At 65.6% G+C, this 18,984-nt stretch carries 16 protein-coding genes and 1 pseudogene; 1 reads left to right on the forward strand and 16 read right to left on the reverse strand.

Annotation, left to right across the window (positions count from 1 at the left end):
* Positions 1 to 16: 16 nt before the first annotated feature.
* The 15 genes from AABA48_RS09660 to AABA48_RS09730 form a co-directional block, all read right to left on the reverse strand.
* On the reverse strand, positions 17 to 3,376 hold the full coding sequence (locus AABA48_RS09660; RefSeq protein WP_286350277.1) for a putative baseplate assembly protein: 3,360 nt from the start codon (positions 3,374 to 3,376) through the stop codon (positions 17 to 19).
* Positions 3,377 to 3,395: 19 nt separating this feature from the next.
* Entirely contained in the window at positions 3,396 to 3,797 is a 402-nt protein-coding gene (locus AABA48_RS09665; RefSeq protein WP_286350278.1) for a GPW/gp25 family protein, read from the reverse strand.
* Positions 3,798 to 3,807: 10 nt separating this feature from the next.
* Positions 3,808 to 4,104: a PAAR domain-containing protein gene (locus AABA48_RS09670; RefSeq protein WP_039645959.1), complete on the reverse strand. Its 297-nt coding sequence runs from the start codon at positions 4,102 to 4,104 to the stop codon at positions 3,808 to 3,810.
* 232 nt (positions 4,105 to 4,336) lie between these two features.
* Positions 4,337 to 4,993: a phage baseplate assembly protein V gene (locus AABA48_RS09675; RefSeq protein ID WP_039645961.1), complete on the reverse strand. Its 657-nt coding sequence runs from the start codon at positions 4,991 to 4,993 to the stop codon at positions 4,337 to 4,339.
* Positions 4,980 to 6,068 carry a phage late control D family protein gene (locus tag AABA48_RS09680; RefSeq protein ID WP_286350279.1) on the reverse strand — a complete coding sequence of 363 codons (1,089 nt, stop codon included), beginning with the start codon at positions 6,066 to 6,068 and terminating at the stop codon, positions 4,980 to 4,982. The genes AABA48_RS09675 and AABA48_RS09680 overlap by 14 nt, the downstream gene beginning before the upstream one ends.
* Positions 6,069 to 6,071: 3 nt before the next feature.
* On the reverse strand, positions 6,072 to 6,689 hold the full coding sequence (locus AABA48_RS09685; RefSeq protein WP_286350280.1) for a CIS tube protein: 618 nt from the start codon (positions 6,687 to 6,689) through the stop codon (positions 6,072 to 6,074).
* Between the two features lie 15 nt (positions 6,690 to 6,704).
* A complete protein-coding gene (locus tag AABA48_RS09690; protein WP_286350281.1) occupies positions 6,705 to 7,895 on the reverse strand; it encodes a hypothetical protein in 1,191 nt (396 codons plus the stop codon).
* Between the two features lie 3 nt (positions 7,896 to 7,898).
* Positions 7,899 to 8,333, reverse strand: a complete 435-nt coding sequence (locus AABA48_RS09695; RefSeq protein WP_286350282.1) for a phage tail protein — start codon at positions 8,331 to 8,333, stop codon at positions 7,899 to 7,901.
* A gap of 59 nt (positions 8,334 to 8,392) precedes the next feature.
* Entirely contained in the window at positions 8,393 to 8,620 is a 228-nt protein-coding gene (locus AABA48_RS09700) for a DUF6760 family protein (protein WP_338271291.1), read from the reverse strand.
* Positions 8,569 to 8,931 carry a phage tail assembly protein gene (locus AABA48_RS09705; RefSeq protein ID WP_338270083.1) on the reverse strand — a complete coding sequence of 121 codons (363 nt, stop codon included), beginning with the start codon at positions 8,929 to 8,931 and terminating at the stop codon, positions 8,569 to 8,571. The genes AABA48_RS09700 and AABA48_RS09705 overlap by 52 nt, the downstream gene beginning before the upstream one ends.
* A gap of 22 nt (positions 8,932 to 8,953) precedes the next feature.
* Positions 8,954 to 9,391, reverse strand: coding sequence for a phage tail protein (locus AABA48_RS09710; RefSeq protein WP_010941643.1), 438 nt, complete (start codon positions 9,389 to 9,391; stop codon positions 8,954 to 8,956).
* Between the two features lie 40 nt (positions 9,392 to 9,431).
* Positions 9,432 to 11,414: a phage tail sheath family protein gene (locus AABA48_RS09715; protein WP_286350284.1), complete on the reverse strand. Its 1,983-nt coding sequence runs from the start codon at positions 11,412 to 11,414 to the stop codon at positions 9,432 to 9,434.
* A gap of 78 nt (positions 11,415 to 11,492) precedes the next feature.
* The gene (locus AABA48_RS09720) at positions 11,493 to 12,341 is read right to left on the reverse strand and encodes a hypothetical protein (RefSeq protein WP_286350285.1); all 849 of its coding nucleotides are present in this window, start codon (positions 12,339 to 12,341) and stop codon (positions 11,493 to 11,495) included.
* A complete protein-coding gene (locus AABA48_RS09725) occupies positions 12,338 to 12,934 on the reverse strand; it encodes a DUF4255 domain-containing protein (RefSeq protein ID WP_286350286.1) in 597 nt (198 codons plus the stop codon). The genes AABA48_RS09720 and AABA48_RS09725 overlap by 4 nt, the downstream gene beginning before the upstream one ends.
* A gap of 13 nt (positions 12,935 to 12,947) precedes the next feature.
* A complete protein-coding gene (locus AABA48_RS09730; protein ID WP_286350287.1) occupies positions 12,948 to 15,188 on the reverse strand; it encodes an AAA family ATPase in 2,241 nt (746 codons plus the stop codon).
* A 269-nt stretch (positions 15,189 to 15,457) separates the two neighbouring features.
* Here AABA48_RS09730 and AABA48_RS09735 point away from each other — a divergent pair.
* A pseudogene (locus tag AABA48_RS09735) lies at positions 15,458 to 15,775 on the forward strand (peptide chain release factor-like protein); the annotation flags it as partial.
* A 61-nt stretch (positions 15,776 to 15,836) separates the two neighbouring features.
* Here AABA48_RS09735 and AABA48_RS09740 read toward each other — a convergent pair.
* Positions 15,837 to 18,779: an ELWxxDGT repeat protein gene (locus AABA48_RS09740; RefSeq protein ID WP_338270086.1), complete on the reverse strand. Its 2,943-nt coding sequence runs from the start codon at positions 18,777 to 18,779 to the stop codon at positions 15,837 to 15,839.
* Between the last annotated feature and the right edge of the window lie 205 nt (positions 18,780 to 18,984).

Genomic DNA, 18,984 nt, shown 5'->3' on the forward strand with positions numbered 1-18,984 from the left:
TCACTCCCGCATGGTGCTATGCGTCGCCGGCCCGTGCCGCGACCCGGTGGTCTCCGCTGGAAACGAGCAGATAGGGGTCCACCGGCCGTGCCGGCTCATCCGCCTCGCCAAGCTCCATCCGACGTCCCATTTCATCGATGGCCGTCACCGCCATGCTCGCCACCCGATCAACCCCCTCGACCTCCTCCAGCAGGCGGTAGAGGTCAGAATGGCAGACCAGGCGGCCAAAGGGCCACCCTCCGCCGTCCCACCCGCCGGTCAGGGGATGGAGAAACCGCCTGAGAGCAACCAGTGCCGCCGTCTCCACGGCGGGGGCCTGGTCGAGGCTGCGGGGCACCAGGGCGGCATCAACCGACACCCGCACGTAGGACGGCCGGGTCACCACGGCATGGCAGGGGACGGTCACCACGTTGGCGCCGTGACCGGCGACAAACTCCTCCACCCGCCGTCGCAGGGCCGCCGAGGGGATGGGCCGATCATCGGCCGTGCGCGGCACGATGATCACCGACAGCCATCCCGTGCGGGTCATGCCCCGGTCATCACACACGGGGAGGCACTTGACCAGGGCCATACCGGGGAACTGCTCCCTGATCAGGCCCTCGTAGTCCTCAACGGTCACGGCCCGGTCGCGGCGCCGCAGGCTCTGGGGGCCCCGCCGGTAGAGGGCGGAGATATCCTCCCCCACGACCCCGCCTCCACAGGGGCCGGGATTGACGACCTTGTCCACCAGGGGGATGCCGGTCCGCATGCGGGCAATCTCACCCCCGCCGAGGTTGCCGGCGACGCCGCCGCCGGTGCGGTAGCTGACCCGGACGTTGTTCGTTCCGGCAGGCAGCACCCGGCCCCTTTTCCCGTTGCCAAAGGAGACGAGACCGCTGCTCCTGTCGATGCCGTAGTGCCGGTCTAGCGGCCCCGAGGCCAGGAGGTCGTCGCGCCCTTCCCACCGCACCCAGACTTCGCTCAGCCGTCCCTCCCGGTCAGTCACCCGGCTGACCCGGCCGGGAGCGTCTGCGGCGAGGCGATCCAGCTCTGCGGCGGAAATGAGCCCGAACTCGTTGACCCAGACCTGGTCGTCGAAAACCGGCTTCCGGGCAAGGGTGAAACTCTGGTCCGGCAGCCCGTTCCCCGATCCCGGCCGCTCGTTCCTCACGGAGGTGAGCTGCAGGGCCCGGGCGGCATTGAGGTAGATGCCCCGGGCAATGGGGGGGCTGTTGGAGGGAAGCTGCCGCCACGACCGCCACCGGGCCGGATTGAGGATGCTCCCCTTCAGGTGGGCCGGTCTGCCGATGATGCGGGGTATGTTCAGGTAGCCGCGGCGCAGCCGGTAGGGAAGACCGGCGCCCAGGGCCGTGGGGGCGTACTCCCCTGCCACGAGCACCGCCCGGAGCCAATGGAGCCGCGTGCCGAAGAGCGGGGCCGGAACGCCCCCCCCGGGCACCACGATACGGACGATGCCGGCGCGGGTGAGGCCGGCTGTGCCGTCCTCCGCATCGAGCCTCAGCCACTGGCACGCTCCGGCGTCGTAGACTTCCCACTGCACCCTGGGCCTGAAGTCGCGGGCATAATCGATCTCGGCCAGGTCCAGGTAGAGGCCGATGGGCCCCTTGGCCAGGGGGCGGTCGAAGCCGGCGTAGAAGGCGGGGCGCAGGTCGGCCAGGGGGCGGAACGGCCGGTAGACCGCGCCCGTGCGCAGCACGGCAAGACCGTCGTCCCACTCCAGGTTATTGCGCGTCAGGATCGAATCGGGCTCACCCATGGCCGAGGGATCGGTGCCGTCCCAGGAGAGGATGATGCGCCCCAGGCGCGGCGGGGTGAAGCCGGCCGCCACGGCCTGGCCGTTCACGATCTCGAACTCCCGGCCATAATCGCCGGAAGAGAGCCGGACCCGGATCCACCAGTTCCGCTGGCCGCTCACTTCCACCTCCGCCATGTCGGCAGGGCAGGTGAAGGTCACCTCGCCCGTGGCCATGAGGCTGCCGGTGCTGTCGGCCACGTCGCTGATGGCACACCAGCCGGTCCCGTTCCAGTACTCCCATGACAGGCCCGGCCCCGGCGCGGCAGCACGGCCTGACCGGTAGCTGACCGCTCCGGTCTTGTCGTAATAGGCCTTGGCCGTGGCTTCGCGGATATTCCTGGCCCGGAGCAGGTAGGAGGAAGCCGGGCGAGCGCTGCCGGGAGCCCGGATTATCCCGGCAACCTGGGCGTCTGACCGGGACAGGAGTTCACCGGCCGTGGCAATGCCCGCTCCCCTGAGCCGGGCCGAGAAGACGGCGCCGATTCCCTGGACCCGTTCGATGGGGACGTCAAGGTCCGTGGCGCAGGTAATGCGGAGGGTAATCCTGGCCCCCCTCTTGGAGAAGACCTCCCGGCTTGCCAGGTGGAAGGCGGCCAGTGGCATGGGCTTATCGCCGAAAGGGAGGAGGTTCCGGATGAAATCACCACCGGCAGTCACGGTAAGGTCCTGGGGGACATCGCCGGCAAAAGCCAGGTCAGGGCAAATCACCGCCGTGGGAAGCGACCTGGTGCCGACCCCCACCACGGTGCGGAGCACGGCGTCCTTGACTCGCGCCAGGGCAGTCGTGCCGTCGGCACCTACCTTCGGAACACCCTTGATCCAGACACCATCGATCCCGTTCACCGTGCTCCGGCCCAGTTCCGGCCGGCCTGCCCCGGTGGTGAGAATGAGCGTGCCGCCGGAACCGTCGAATCCCGCACCGAACATCGTCTCCCTGCCATCGGCATCGAAGTAGCTCCAGGCAACATGGTCGGCCAGCGCCTTCGGCACGCCGGACAGGTGGATCTCCACGCCGCTCTGCACGGTGAAGAGCCCGGTCTGCCGCACATAGAGGGCATGCTCCTGGAGGTTCTCGATGCCGTGAAAGAGCGTAAAGGAGCCTCCCACAGCCCACGCATCCGTGTGACCGAAGATCTTTTCCCTCCCGCCAGCCGCATCGGGGAAGACGCTGTAGAGGGCCGCGATCCGGCTCGGCACGGCCAGTACGTTCTCGTCGGTTTCGAAGAGGAGTTCCGGGTGGTCCGCGGTCTTTTCCGCCATGACCTGGGTACCGGAAGGAACGAGGGCGCTTCGGTCCGCATCCTTGGCCAGGGTGAAGACCACCACGGTTTCGGCCGGCCGGGGCGGCAGGAGCCGCAACCCCAGCACTTCCAGGAACGCGGCCAGATGGCGCTCGGGCACACGGTTGAGCCGCTGGAGCACCTCCACCACCATGTCGCCGAAGACGCCGGCCAGGGCACTTCCCGCATCGCCGTCGACACCGCCGCTCCACTCGGGCACATAGAATGGCGCGGTGGCGCGAATCTTCTCGACCACATCCGCGGCCGTACGGCCGTCTATCAAAGGGAGATCGGCATTCATGGCAGTTCGCACCTCGATGTCACGCGCTTTCCTTCAGATAGAACGGGTACACCAGGTTGAACCGGGTGTTGGTGCTCCTCACCCGGTATTCGATATCGATCAGGAGCCGTCCCTCGGCCGCCTCCCGGGGTGAGGCGGTCACGGACAACAGCTCGATCCGGGGTTCCCACAGGATAAGGGCCTCCTTCACCTCGTTCTCGATCAGTCCCAGGGTGGTGGTGTTGATCACCGAGAAGACGCGGTCGTGGATGCCGCAGCCGAAATCGGGGCGCATGACCCGCTCTCCCCGGGCCGTGCCGAGGATGATGCGGATCGACTCCGCGATGTCCCCTTCGGCCGAGGAAAGGATCATGCAGCCATCCGCCCCAGCCGCCACCGGAAACGTCCATCCCGTGCCCAGGAATTCTCTGGCCTTGGTCACTGCGCCCTCCCTATCCGATCATCACCGTGGGACACCCCAGGGTGATGCTGTTGGGCGGCCCCGACTCCACGATGGAATCCCCCTGCCGGGCCGCCGGTAGGCCGCCGATGAAGACCGTGGCGCTCCCCGCCGCCACTGTCCCACCCACATGGGGCGACGGCCCCGGATTCATGAGCGGGCAGGCGTGAAAATCGCTCCCCGCCCGCCAGGCCGGCATGCCGCCGATGAGCACCGTGGCGCAGCCGGGCCCCGGCCCCAGGGGAGTGCCGTGGGATGTCATGTCTCCTGTCCGTGCCGCCATCGGCATGAAAATCTCCTTCAGACGTTTTGTTCGATCACACAGCCACCACTGGTTCCAGAGAGGCGGCGGGGCTCCCGTGGAGGAAAAATCCCGCAGAAAATCACCACCCTAGCCTGCAACGGGAAGGCTCCCGGCACTGCTGCGGAGGCTCCATGAACACCACCGGTGACGCTCGGATTTTTCCGGAGCGGGAGCCCCGCTGCCTCCCGCCCCATCTCCCCCGACACCGAGAAGGATGTCAGTTGATCTTCACCATGGACCCCTGGATGGTCATGACGGCCCCGGCCTTGAGGGTCATGTTGGCGTCCGACTGGATCTCCACCATCTGCCCCTTGATCGTGAGCTTCATGGAGCTCTCGATGCCGATGCTGTTCTGGGCCGAATCGATCACCAGCTTGTTGGAACCGCTCTTGTCCTTGATCTCGATCTTCTCGCCGCCGCCCGCATCGTCCAGGGTGATGGAGTGCCCCGCCTTAGTCCTGATCACCACCTTTTCCGCCCCGGACGTGTCGTCGAAGACCAGTTCGTGGCCGCTGCGGGAGGTGATCTTGCGGATATTGTTGTTGCCGTCGCCGTTGTCCCCCGGCGGGGTATCGGTGCCGTTCCAGAGGCTGCCGAGCACGTAGGGATGCTGCACGTCGCCGTGGTCGAAGGCCACGAGCACCTCGTCCCCCACCTCGGGGAGAAACCAGAGGCCGCGCCCCTTGCCGGCCATGGGGGTTACCACCCGGGCCCAGGTGCTCTCGTCCGCATCGTCCTTCCAGGGAAACCGCACCTTGACCCGCCCCATCCCCTCCGGATCCTGGTTGTCGGCGACGACACCCACCGCTACGCCCGGTGATTTCCCCTTCTGGTCGTCCTTGCCTTCCGCGTCGAGCAGATCATAGAGACCCAAGGGCGTTCCTCCTCACTTCGAAAGTGGTCCGGTAGCCCGAATCCCCCAGGCTGTGCCGCGCCCCCTTCACGTAGTACCTGCCGCTGAACCGCGTGCCGATCCCCTGGATGGCCACGGTAATCCCCGGCCTGAGCTCCGGCATCCCGATGGTCTCCCCCGTGCCGGTGATGAAGCCGTCATTGAGGCGGTTGAGCTCGGCGCGGGCCAGGGCATCGGCCTCTTCCCGGGAAAACACGGGCCGGTCCTCGATGCTGCGGACCACCGCCTCCCCCCCTGCCCCTGCCTGTTCCGCGCCGCTCACACCGCCGGCAAGCCCCTTCAGATCGGCAGCCGTAGCCTTCCCCTCGATCCGCTCCTTGGTGGCCGGATTCCACCCCCTGACCCGCACCTCGCTCACCTGGGCGGAGGTGGACAGGCGGGGGGTGAAGCTCACGAGACTGCGCCCCCACTGGAAGGTGAGAAGTTCCGTTTCCCCGTCCGCCGGGGTACGGAACATGAGTGCCCTGCCCCGGACAAACACCTCGAACCCCAGGCCCCGCGCCAGGCGCCGCAGAAACTCCAGGTCCACCTCGTCCTCCCCCTGCCGGATGCTCGGATGGACCGTAGCAGTGGCCTCCACCCCCGAGGCGTCGAGGCCGTTCAACCGGGCGATCTCGGAGGCGGCGTCACTGGCCCGGGCATTGGTCCGGGAGAAGTGGCTCTTGGCCTTCTGGAGGCTGTGGGAATGGTCATACCCCTGCACCATGAGCGATGGGACGCCCGAATTCTGGAACGCCGGGGTCAGGGTATGGAGTCTCCCCTCGAAAAGAGGCTTTGGTTCCGGCACCGCTCGCCCCGTATAGCCGAGAAAGACCTTCACCTCCGCACCGGGCACCAGCTTCGGGTTATCGAGCCAGGCAAAGGTCTGGCTCCGGGGGTCGAGGGTCTCGTTGAAGGCCAGCGAAACCATGGCCGGAGCATCGAGGGTCTCGTCCACCTCCACGCTCACGATCCCGTCCTGGGGGATCGTCTCGCCGTCGATCTCAACCCGGAAGCGGGGTGCATAGTAATCGAGACTGATCGTTTCGTCGGCCATGGCTCACTCGATGGGGGGAATGACCAGGTCGGTGCCGGCCTTCACCCGCCGGGGATTGACGATGCCGCTCTCCCGGGCGATGAACCGCCACTGGGCCGGGTCCCCATATTCCCGGGCCGCCAGAAGCCAGAGACTGTCACCCTCCCCCATGGTTCTTACTTTGGTCCGGTCCGGCGACTGGAGCGGCTTTTCCCGGTTGAGGCCGGTCCGGAACTCCTTCAGCGCCACCCCCACCGTGGCCCGCACAGGGGTCCCGTCGGCCAGAAACATGGTGAACCGCTGGGTGGCCCGCTCCAGCACGCCGGTGAAGCTCTCGCCGCCTCCCCAGACGAAGCGGCAGACGGGCGGGGCATGGGTCTCGGGATCGATGTCCAGGAACGAGGTGATCCGCTTGGTGTGGACCCGCACATCCTGCCCCGTCTCGGAGGTATCGAGAAAGAGATCCATGGTCAGGGAACGGGCAGTGCCCCGGCTGAACTGGAGCAACGGCGCCTCCAGCCCGGGGATGGCGATCTCCGCGTACTGGTTCCCCTTTTCCACCGCGTATTCGGTGGGATTGAAGAGGACCGCCACCTCCTCGCCGGTGTCGGCGTTCACGAGCTTCGCCTTCTCAAGGGCCATACCCCGCACCTCCCCTCATCGTCCCCGCCGCTCCCGTTCGGTGACGAGTCTCCGTTCGATCACCCGGCAGACCTCGTCGGCCAGCCGATTCACATCCACCGCGGCACCCGGCGGCCGCGTCACTCTTGCCGCCTCAGCCGCCACCGGCCCGGCAAAGGGCACAGCGTTAGCCGACACTGCTGCCGGAGGGCGGGAGACGAAGGCCGACCGGCTCACGGGGCCGGCCACCGCGTGGGTCAGGGTAAGCTCTTTCTCCAGAGTGTCGACGGGCACCGGGGACACCATCCCCCGCCGGCGGTGATCCAGGGCAGCTGAACCGGCGACCGTCCCCGTCTCCGGCAAGGAGGCCGTACCGACTCTTGCCGGCCCCCCTGAGGAGCCGCTGCGCTCTCCCACGGCAGCAAGGCCAGCGAGGGGCCGAACCGCGCCAATCAGCCGGGTCCGTGGCGCCGGCAACCGCTGCCTGCCGGGGAAAGACCCCCCCGACACGACGGCTGGATGATGCCCACTGGCGTGGCTCTTTTCACCCAGGGGCTGAGTTGCGGCTACCCCCGCGGGTGTACGCCGCATCATGCGGACGGCCTGATGCGGGAAACCGTTCCCCTCTGCGGACTGTTCACGTAGGTACGTCGGCAGGGTTCCGCCCCGGCCGGACGTCGACATCGTCACCCTCCCCACCAGCACCGCCCGTAAGACCTCCTTCCCCTCAGTCAGGTAGTCCCGGCCGTTTTCCCGCCGTCCCGCAGGACGAACCTGCACCCTCACGTCTTCAATCCTGCCGAGGATGGTGCGAAGAAACGCCCCGTCGAAGCTACGAGGCAGGCCTCCGGCAGAATGGACAAGGCGGGCTGCCGCAACACTTCCCCTGCCGGCGACCGACGCGCCCGGCCCCCGTTCAGCCGGGACCGCTGGCGCAATCACCGTTCCTCCGTGTCGCAACCCACAGGAAACCGGCAGCTCTCCTGTGGACAGTCCCATGACCAGGGCAGCATTCGTCTGCCAGTGGAACCGGAACGACAGATTCAGGTCCAGGCGCCCGGTCCGGTCCGGATGCAGCATCGGCACCGGCGTAAGCGTCATGGGCCCCCGCAGGTAACGGCCCAGCAGCCGCTCGGGCGTCAGCAGCGAAACCGTACCGGGGCAGCCGCGACGGCCGGCCGCTCTCCGCCAGCGGCATCTGTCCGTGATCCGCTCGGCAAGGGTCATGGGTCACTCCACCTTCAGCCCGTTGTGCACCAACTCTACCTTTTCAATGGCCGTGGCAGTGCCGTCTGCCTTGAGCTCCGGGCCTTCCCACTTGACCGGAAAGGCACCGGAGAACTCCATGCGCCAGGCGGGATTTCCCTCCCGGTCCATGAGAATCACCGCACCATTCCGGCGGGACACCGTGCCGGCGATCACGTCCCGGTACCATTCCCAGAGAACCCGGCAGTCGGTGATCCCCCGCCTGAGCACCAGGTTGGGGTAACGGGTGATCTTCCGCAGCTTGTGGGGATGCTCATTGACCCCACCTTCCCGGTACTCCTCCACCTCGGTTTCGGCCTGAAGTCCGGAGACCTCGGCGAAACCGCCCACCACCAGCCCTTCCAGTTCCACCAGAAAGCGAAAGGCGCCGTAGGGGTCTTTTCTGTTGTCAAGCGCCATGGGCACATCCTTCCCCGTGCCACGGGCCGGCCGGCGATTCCGGGGCCCGGGTCGTTCCGCTACAGATCAGCGATGCTCGTGGCATCGGCGTTGGCGGACCGGTTGATCCGCGATATCTCCTCGCACCACCGGCGCCGGTCCCGATGCTCCATCCCCATGATCTCGTCATGGGGCCAGTGCAGGTAATAGGCGATGAAGGCTACCTCCTCGTAGATGCGGTCGAGGGGGTAGCCCGCTATTCCCCCGGGGCGAGCTCCATGGTGAAGGCGTGCTCGCAGCGGGGGCAGACGGCCTTAACCTGGGCAGCGCCGCCGTCGTTGATCTGCCGGTAGAACTCCTGCAGGTACGACAGGTCGGAAACAAAGAGCCCTTCCACGATGCGGGAATTCACCTCCGGCAGGCTCCCCAGCTTGACCATGACCCGGGAGAGCAGGATCACGGTCAGGTAGGCCGGGTTCTGCTGGACCCGGGGGTCTTTCAGGGGGAGGACCTCGTCGGCCGCGGTGGCGAGCCTCATGAGCCCCTGGCGGTGAAGATTCCCTTCGCCGTCCACGTACCCCTTGGGAAGGGTGAATTCAAATTCAGTCTGAAACGCCATGGTCATCCACCTTTCTCATTGATCAGCTCACGCGCTTCATTCCCTCGTGGACAATCTCCACGCTCTCGATGGCCACGTCGTTCCCCTTGGCATTGAGGTCCGCCGGATCGTACTTGTTCGGCCAGGCGTTCTCGAACTCCCACCGAGCCGCCGGATTTCCCTCCTCGTCCATGAGGATCACGGCCATGTTCTTGCGCGCGTCCTTCATCTTTCCCTGCATGACGAGCTTGCGCCAGTTGAAGAACTCCAGCGAATCGGTCGTGCCCCATTTCAGGGTCACGTTGCCGAACTTGTTGAGTCCCGAGAGCTTGCGCAGGCGCGGCTCCTCACTCCCCTCCCGGTACTCCACCACGTCGGTGGAGGTATCGGGCACTGTCACCTCGCTGAATCCGGCCTGAACGATGCCGTCGATCTCCACGAGAAATCTGAAATTCCGGTATGGATCTTTTCTGCCGGCCATATGGTCATCCCCCTTGAGATAGTGTTAGTTCGGCGCCGCCCTACCCCTTGGCCCCGGCGGTCCACTGGGCGATGCGGAAGATCACGAATTCCGCTGGCTTAACCGGAGCCACGCCGATCACGCAGATCAGCCGGCCGTTGTCGATGTCGTCCTGGGTCATGGTGGTCCGGTCGCACTTGACGAAAAACGCCTCTTCCGGGGTGGCTCCGGCCAGGGCGCCGGTGCGCCATACCCCGGTCAGGAACTGGACGATGGTCTGCCTGACCCGGGCCCAGAGCGGGATGTCATTGGGTTCGAACACCACCCACTGGGTCCCCTCGTCGATGGACTCCTCCAGGAAGATGAAAAGTCGCCGGACGTTCACGTACTTCCAGAGCGGGTCGCTGGAGAGGGTGCGGGCGCCCCAGACGCGGATCCCCCTGCCGGGGAAGGCGCGGATTACGTTGACTCCGCGGGGGTTCAGCACGTCCTGCTCCCCCTTGGTGATGGGGAACTCCAGATCCACGGCGCCGTTCACCTTCTCGTTGGCCGGGGCCTTGTGCACCCCCCGCTCCGTGTCGCTGCGGGCGTAGATCCCCGCCACGTGACCACCGGGCGGCACCAGGCGCTGCACCCCTGCCTCGGGGTCGATGACCTTGAGCCACGGATAGTAGAAGGCGCCATACTTGGATTCGTTGGTGTCGCGGGGCGAGAGGTTCGAGACGGTGGAGCCCTGGGCCGCGTCGATGATGGCGAACCGGTCCTTGAGGTTCTCGCAGTGGGTGATGAGGGAGCCGGGCAGTCCGGCAACCCCGTGGGCGTTGGGCGCATACACGAGGGAGATGTCGTCGATCTCCTTGAATCCGGTAAGGCCCTTGCGGTTACCGGGGGAATCCGTATCGCCCCGCTCGTAGTCGGAGAGGATGAGCGCCGGGGTGATCCGGTAGACCGACGTGGCGTCGGGCTGGGTCGTCCAGGCGGCGCTCACCGTGGCCACCCGCGTCGAGCCAACGTACCCGGAGATGGTTCGTTTCTGCCCCAGCCCGGTGCCGGAAAGGATCTCGACGGCCATGCCGTTGTAGGCATTGTTCACGGCCGAAGCGCCGGCGGCCAGGGTGATGGTGGAGGCGGCCCCGGCCTGGGCCGTACCCTGCTGGGCCAGCACGTCACCCCCCCCGGCGAGCGAGGCGACGGACGAAACGTAGCAGACCGACGTGCTGTCGGGCTGGGTCGTCCAGGCGGAGCCCACCGTGGCAACCCGCGTCGAGCCAACGTAGTCGGAGATGGTGCGGACCTGCCCCTTGCCGGTCTTGTCGGCGATCCAGACCTGCATGCCGTTGTAGGCGTCATCGGTGGCTGAAGCGGTGCTGGCCAGGGTGATGGTGGAAGCGGCACCGGCCTGGGCCGTACCAATATGCCCTGCCTTGGCGTCGGGGGCGCCCCCCGTGTCGCCGGCCTGCCTGTCGAGCCGGACCAGGCTGGAAACCGCGTTCACCCGCTTGTCATAGTAGTCGGGAGACGCCTCGTCCACCGACAGGTTGTCGTAGATCTCCACCGCCGTTGGGCGAGGGTTCGCCTTCTGGTCGTAGTCCGGGTCGAACAGGGCGGTGGGGGCTGATTTCCAGTAATAGACGCTCAGCCGAAACCCCGACAGACTCCCGGGGCTCACCTTCACGGCCACCCTGTTGCCCCAGGCCCCTTCGCCGATGGCAGTGACGGTGAGGGCGTTGGCCGCGCCGGCCGCAAGTTTCACTGTGGCCGCCGTGGCGGCCGCATCGCCAGCCTTGACGACCCGCCCCACATAGCAGCGCTTCCCGCCGTTGTCAAAGAACCCCTGGACCGTGTAGGGAAGGTACTTGTCCGATCCCAGGTAGCTCCCGAAGACCCGCTGGTACTCCAGCCAGCTGGTCACCAGCCGCGGCACCGTGGGTCCCCGCTCCGTTTCCCCCAGGAAGCCCGCCGTGCTGGTGCTCACACCCTCGATGGGCTTGGCGCCGATTTCGAACTCCTCAACGTACACTCCGGGCGACAGATATTCGGGCATCGCGTATTCCTCCTTTCAGTGTGTTCCCCTATGATCAATCAGCCTCTATTCGGCAGTTGAACTTTGCCGGATTCAGGATCAGAGCTGGTGCAGGCTGATCACTCCCACGGACTGGGTCGTACCCTCGACGATCTCCAGATCCCGCTCGTCCGACAGATATCCCGCTACGCTCGTACTGAGCCGGATTACGAACAGCCGGGCGGACGCGTTCCTCTGATAGACAACGAATTCCCCGGTGCCGGCCGTGGAGGTGGTGAAGGGCGCGGCAGCCGCCAGGGGGTGGACCGGAGTGCCCGCGGCATGGCCGAAACGGAGCGGCGCGGCCAGGTTGAACGGCTGGGAGGCGTTGGACGGCAGAGGCGTAGCGATCCGGACGATCTCCTGGCGGGACGGGTCTCCATCCCTGACCAGCAGCATGTCGCCCGCGGCCAGTCCTCCCGACAGGTGCTCAAGGCGGATGGTCGGCTGGCCCGCCTGGGCGCCCCCCTGCCGCACCCGCCCCTTCACCGATGGTGCGGGCATCCAGGGAACCGCCTCCACCAGGGCATCCGGCACGCCCAGGTCCGCTTCGTTCCTCACCACGCCACGGACCAGCGTGGTTCCGGGCGGGAACGGGTAGGCAGCGGACGGCTTAAGCAGCAGTTCCACCACTGGCAGGCCGGGATCCAGCAGCGCGGTGTCGATCTCCTTATCCTCCGCCAGGTAGAGCTCTGACCGGGCGCTCACCCGGTACGTTCCCGCGGGCAGATCCATGAAGAGGTGCCAGCCGCCGGGGTTGCGAACGCCCTGGGTTCCGCCTCCCGTGAGCGTCATCGTTACCCCGGCCGGAGGCTCCCGCTCCGGCGCGAAGTCGTCAACCAGCCGCACTGCAAAGGCAAGGCGGCTCACGGACCGGTCGGGCGGCTGGAGCATCACTGCCTCGGTCATGATCCGACCCCTTTCTGGTAGTACTCCAGAGTCCGCTCCACCACGGGCTTCCCGCCGGTGGACCGGGTGGAATCAATGGCCACCGGGGTCACCTGGTACCCTGCCGACGCCTTGAGGGCGTTGTTGGGCAGGGCGGTCCAGATCTTGGACAGGTCGTCCAGGGCAAGGGGCTGGAGATTCATCCGGAACTGGGCCGTTGATCCGGCCAGACCACCCTTCAGGACCGATCCCGCCAGCAGTGAGTTGTCGTAGAGCACCCGCATGGCCCGCCCCAGGATCCGGTGCTCTTCCAGGGAGCGTTCTGTCCGGTCGGTGATGAGGCGGGAGCCGTGGGCCGTGAGCAGGTAGGAAAGGTCCACGTGGAGCGGAGGCGCCCGGCGGATGCCCGGCGGAGCCGGCGGGGCCGGGGCGTTTTTCAGGTGCGGATTCTCGCTCACGGCATAGAGGAAGAGGGTCAGGCGGATGTCCTGCCCTTCCAGCTCCGCCGGTGAGAGAAGCGCGATGGCGTCGGCGGACAGCAGGTCGCCCATGCTCTCCCGCAGCAGCCCGATCAGCGTGGCCCCGATATCGGCAATCACCGTGTAGTCGCTCATGGCTCCATCCCTGTCACGCCAGCATCTCCAGGTAGTCTCCGAACTCCTCCCTGGTGCACGGTTTTCCCGTCTTGCGCAGCTCCCTGCCCAGGGCGCGGACCAGGTGCGCCATGGCCAGGGGCCGCCCCTCCTCGGCCGCATAAAAGACCGCGCCCAGGGCCACGTTCCTGATGTCTCCTCCGGAGATTCTGAACCGGCGGGCCAGGAATCCCAGGTCCACATCGTCCCCCACGGGAAGCTCCGGCGGAAAAATGCGCTGCCAGATCATTTCCCGGTATTCCTCGTCGGGGAAGGGAAACTCCACCACGATCCGGATGCGTCGGGTAAAGGCCTCGTCCAGGTTCTGGCGGAGGTTCGTGGCCAGGATGGAAATGCCGCTGTACTCCTCCATCCGCTGGAGCAGGTAGCCGATTTCGATATTGGCATAACGGTCGTGGGCGTCCTTCACCTCGGAGCGCCTGCCGAACAGGGCGTCGGCCTCGTCGAAGAACAGGATGGCGCCGGCGGTCTCCGCCTCGGCGAAGATGCGCTCCAGGTTCTTCTCCGTCTCACCGATGTACTTGCTCACCACCTGGGAGAGGTCGATCCGGTAGAGCTCCAGCCCCAGTTCACGGGCAACCACCTCTGCGGCCATGGTCTTGCCCGTGCCGGGAGTCCCCGTGAAGAGCGCCGTAAGCCCCTTGCCCGAGGAGAGCTTCCGGTCGAATCCCCACTGGCCGAAGACCAGGTGCCGGTAGCGGACCTGGGCGCAGATCTCCCGCAACTGGGCCATCTGGAAGGCAGGAAGCACGATGTCGTCCAGGGTGTGAACGGGTTCGATCCTCCTCGCCAGAGTACCCAGGCGGATGTGCGACTGGGCACGGCAGGCAGCGTGGAGCAGATCGGCCGCGCTGGGTCCGTCGCCGGCCTCTCCCACTCCGCCGCGCCAGGCGGCCAGGTCGTGGGCAGAGGCCAACGCATGGCGGATCTGGCCGGGAGTGAAGCGGAACGTCCCCGCCAAGGCGCCGGCCTCGCCGAGACCGGCCGCCAGGGTACCGCCGCGCAATCCCTGCTCCCACAGTCGCTTCCTCGCCCCTTCATCCGGCAGGGGGAAGTCCAGTTCGATGAAAAAGTCTGAGGGGTGGCGATTCCGGGGAAGCCAGGGGCGGGAGGAACAAACAAACGTGACGCGGCAGAATGTTCGTATGGCGTCCATGAGTGACGTGAGTTCGGAGGAATGATCCTTTTCTCCGGCAAGGAGAGCATCCATCCCTTCCAGGCAGAGGACGGCGGGCTGGAGAGCGGCCTCGCGGCCCAGAAGCCACGCCATCTCCCCGAAGGGGACGCTTCCGGCAAGCATCCGCTCCACATCCGCCACCAGGAGTCCAAGACCGAGATCGCGGCACACGGCCTCGGCCAGCTCCCGCTTCCCTGCGCCCCGGGGACCGCGGCAGAACAGCACCAGACTTCTCTCCGACGACTCCTGGGCCGTCAGGTGCGCGTGGACCAGATGCCGTGTCCACTCCCGGTTCGGATCGCTCTCCTGAGTCGTCCGCTCCGCCGGATTGAGGAGGACCAGACGGACCGAGTCGGCAAGGAGCGGGTCCGGATGGATGTGCCCCAGCAGGAAGCCGGCGACCCGTTCGTTGAGCATGAGCTGCCGCGAAGGGAATGGAAAGGGACCGTCAGGTGAATCCTGGATGAACCGTACAAGACGGTATTTCGCCAGCGGAGCCCGAAGATCGAAGACGGTGCGGGCAGCCACCCGATCCGGAAAGGAGGGGCAGAGCAGATCGAGAATCAGGCCGATGGTGGGCAGCCGGCGCGTCACGTCGTCGTGAAGATAGGCGAAGAACTTTTCGTACTTGGGGTCCAGTTCGGGGGCAAGACAGATGAGGAGGCACTTCTCTTCGAAGGGAGAAAGGTTGAACGTACGGGAAAGGTTGTCCAGGGGAAGGGATATCCCGGCCCGGCGGGTGGCGGCGCGCCGCTCCGTAACCCCGGCAGCCAGAGCGGCCAGTTCGTCGTCCAGTTCCGACGAGCCTCTCGGTGGCTCCCCGGCATCGCCCGAGAGCAGACCGTTGATCTCGTCGTCGGAGAGGACGAGCCCCCGCAGTTGCCCGAAGGGGTCGCCCCCCCTCCGAGGCTGGCCGCCGATCCGGTAACGGATGAGGCAATCGAGCCACCGGAGCTCGTCCTCAAGGTAATCCAGACCGTCGGCGTACACGCTCGCGACACTGTCGTCATCACGGTTCAGCTGTGCCGTCCATGGCATACCAAAACCCCGTTGGTGCTCAATACGTTTTTCAGGGCAGTTACGGCTGCGGTCCCCGGGGGGAAGGCTCCGAGGTCATCGGCCGTTGCCAGGAGCGTCCGTGCCCCATGGCGGGAAATGATTGTCGTTTAATGTTACACAAACATTCCTCGTATACAAGGCTCCGAATCCATTTTTTTACAGGCGGGTTCTCCGGCCGCAAGCACTGGCAAAGGGACCGACTTTCATGGTACCTTGGCGGCGTGGGAGTGAAAGGGGTAAGGCGTATGGTGGAAATCAGGGAAACGGACATCAGGGTGGAGTACTACCGTGCATCGGGGCCCGGCGGCCAGCACCGCAACACCACCGATTCGGCGGTGCGCATCCGCCACCTCCCCACCGGTATCGTGGTCCAGGCCAGCGAGAGCCGCTCGCAAATGCAGAATCGGGAAAAGGCCATGGATCGCCTGCGTCTGGCTTTGGAAAAGCGGGAGAAGAAGGCAAAAAAGCGGATCGCCACCAAGGTGCCCAAGGGCGCAAGGGAAAAGCGGCTTGCGGAAAAGAAGCTGGTGGGAATGAAGAAAAAATCGCGCTCGACGGTTGAGTAACCGCCGAGCGCCGGGACTGCCGTTGCCTGCTGTTGATCATTCTCCCCTCAGAGGACCGCTGTCACCACGTCAAGACCCCCAGCATCTTCCGCAGCACGACGAGCACATCCTCCATGTCGATGATGCCGTCGGGGGCCGGGAGGCCGTTAGCAGCGAGGGGGGCCACATCGCCATGAATGAAGTCGGCCATGGTGGGCTCGGCGATGCCGGTTGCAATTCGCAGGGCGCGCAGCACATCGGGCACATCCAGCGCCTCGTTGCCGGTCAGGTCCCCGTTGGGCGGTTCGGGAACGAACTGCCAGAGCTCCACGCCGTGCTCACCGTCATTGGCGGCAAAATAGAGTGCGTTTCCCGCCACCACGGGGTAGGAAGGGGAGGAGCTTCCCTCACCGGCCATGATATTCGTGACACGCACCGTCCCGTCGGCGGTGCCGTCGCTCTTCCAGAGTTCGAGGCCATTCATGCCGTCGGCGGCCGCAAAGTAGAGCACCCCGTTCAGCACCTTCATCCAGGTGATGCCCGACACGCCGTCACCCGGGAAGATGTCCTTCACCATCACCGTTCCCTCGGGCGTCCCGTCGCTCCTCCAGAGTTCCTCGCCATGAATCCCGTCGTCGGCCACGAAAAACAGGGTGCCGTGCACGCCGGTCAAGAGCCGCAGGTTGGAGGAATTCTCTCCGGGCATGATGTCGGCCACCGGTACCGTCCCGTAGGTTGTTCCGTCGCTTTTCCAGAGCTCGAACCCGGCGCTCTCATCATAAGCGGCGAAAAACAACGTGCCGTTCACGGGGGTCAGGTAAGCAGGAAGAAGAAAGTGATTGCCGGGGGAGGTGTCTTTCACCAATACGGTCCCCTCGGTGGTGCCGTCGCTCCTCCAGAGTCCGTAGCCATTGGCTTCGTCGCCGGCAGCGCTGAAATAGAGGACGTTGTCCATGACCGTCAGCGAAAGGGGGCGGGAGCCGAGTCCGTCCTGGTACATGTCCTTGACCAGTTGCGTACCGTCCGGGGTGCCGTCGCTTTTCCAGAGCTCGGCACCGTGGGACCCGTCATCGGCCACAAAGAAGACCGAACCATTCATGGCAGTAAAGCTGTCGGGTAAAGAAGAAAAGTCCAGAAGCGGATTTATGTCCTTTACGAGGGCGGTCCCTTCAGCGGTGCCGTCGCTCTTCCAGAGTTCGTGGCCGTTGGCCGGTGTGTATCCCGGGAAGTACAGCGTGTTGCCGACGGCTGCCGTGGAAAAGGAATAATTGGGGTTGGTGGGAAAGTATATCCCCTGGGGTCCGGGGTTGATATCCTTCAGCAGTACCGTACCTTCGGCGGTGCCGTCGCTCTTCCAGAGTTCATAGCCGGTTTCACCGTCATCGGCCAGGATATAGAGGGTATCGCCCGCCACGAACAGCTGTTCCAGATACGCCCATCCGTTGGGATTGATCTCCTTGACCTGCACCGTGCCGTCGGCGGTGCCGTCGCTCTGCCAGAGGTCAAAGTCCCCCTCCGAATCGGCCGCTGCAAAGAACACCGTATTCCCCATGGTGGTAAGGTAGTAGGGATAGCTGCTGCTCGACTCGGGTGCAATGTTCCGCACCAGCACCGTGCCCTCGGCCGTTCCGTCGCTCTTCCAGAGCTCCGTGCCGTTTACGCCGTCGTCGGCTGCGAAGTAGAGTGTACCGTTATGCACCATGAGCTCGGATGGCCACGACATGGCGTCCGGGATGATATCCCTGACCATGAGGGTGCCCTCGGGGGTGCCGTCGCTTTTCCATATCTCGATGCCGTGCTCTCCGTCGTCGGCGGCAAAGAGGAGCATGCCGTTCACCAGCCGGGGAGAGCTGTACATGGAACCGCCCACCCCGGGCTGGATGTCGGCTACCATCTCCGTCCCCCCCATGGTGCCGTCGGTGCGCCAGAGTTCATACCCGTTGACGCCGTCATCGGCCGCGAAGTAGACGTACCTGTCCATGCCCACGATGCCCCAGGGCATTGAGTCTTCGCCGTCCGGATTGATATCCTTCACCAGCGTCGTCCCCTCGGGGGTGCCGTCGCTCTGCCAGAGTTCGTACCCGGTGTAGCCGTCATTGGCCGTAAAATAGAGCATGCCATTGATGCCCACCGGCTCGAAGGGGTAGGAACTCTCTTCGCCGGGGGCTATATCGGCGACCAGATACGTCCCTTCGGCGGTGCCGTCGCTCCTCCAGAGCTCATGGCCATTTTCACCGTCATCGGCGGTAAAGTAGAGGATGCCGCCGGACACCGCCATCTCGCCCGGCTCGGATCCGCCGAAGGGGTTGATATCCTTGACCATCACCGTGCCTTCCGGCGTCCCGTCGCTCTTCCAGAGCTCCCGGCCATGGAGACCATCGTCGGCCGCGAAGAAGAGCGTACCGTTGACCGCCCTCAGCCACTGGGGCGCCGAACTCGCCTCTGCCGCGATATCGGCCACGAGGACGGTTCCCTCGGCGGTGCCGTCGCTCGTCCAGAGCTCCCTGCCATAGACGGGATGCTCGGCGGAGAAGAAAAGCGTTTCCCCCACCGTTGTCAGTTCCAGGGGATTGGATGATTCGCCCCCCTGGTAGATATCCTTCACCAGGACCGTCCCCGCGGCCGTTCCGTCGCTTTTCCAGAGTTCCACGCCGCGGAAGCTGTCCATGGCGGAGAAATAGGTGATCCCGTTCATGACGGAGAAATACTGGGGCGTGCCCGGCCCGGGCCCGGTATTGATATCTTTGACGAGCGCCGTTCCTTCCGCGGTGCCGTCGCTCTTCCAGAGTTCCGGGCCATTGGCGCCGTCGCCGGCACTGAAGAAGAGGATGCCGCCATTGGCCGTCATGCCGGAGGGGTTGGACGAGACAGGTGCCGATGCGGTGTTGATATCCCTGACCATGACCGGGCCTGCCGGCCCGGCTTCGGCCCCGGCCGGCAGGCCCGCCAGCAGAGCCAGCACGGCAAGCGACCGGATGACGCGTGCGGCAGGTCGCGGGTTTGAGCTATATCGTTTGCTGTTCATTCTTACCCCCGAGGCGTGGTGCAGTGCCCGTGTCGGGCCGTTATCGAGCTTATCGGCGAATCCGGCGGAAAGTTTACGAAAAAACAGCAGATTCGACCAGAGAATGGCCCAGCGACGCCGTGAAGGGGCAGGCACATCAGCTCACGCAACAAAAAACGGGGCACACTCAGCTGAGTATGCCCCGTTTCGGCAACACCATCCCCAT

This window comes from Geobacter sp. 60473 (genome assembly GCF_036323535.1).
Taxonomy (GTDB): Bacteria; Desulfobacterota; Desulfuromonadia; order Geobacterales; family Geobacteraceae; genus Geobacter; species Geobacter sulfurreducens.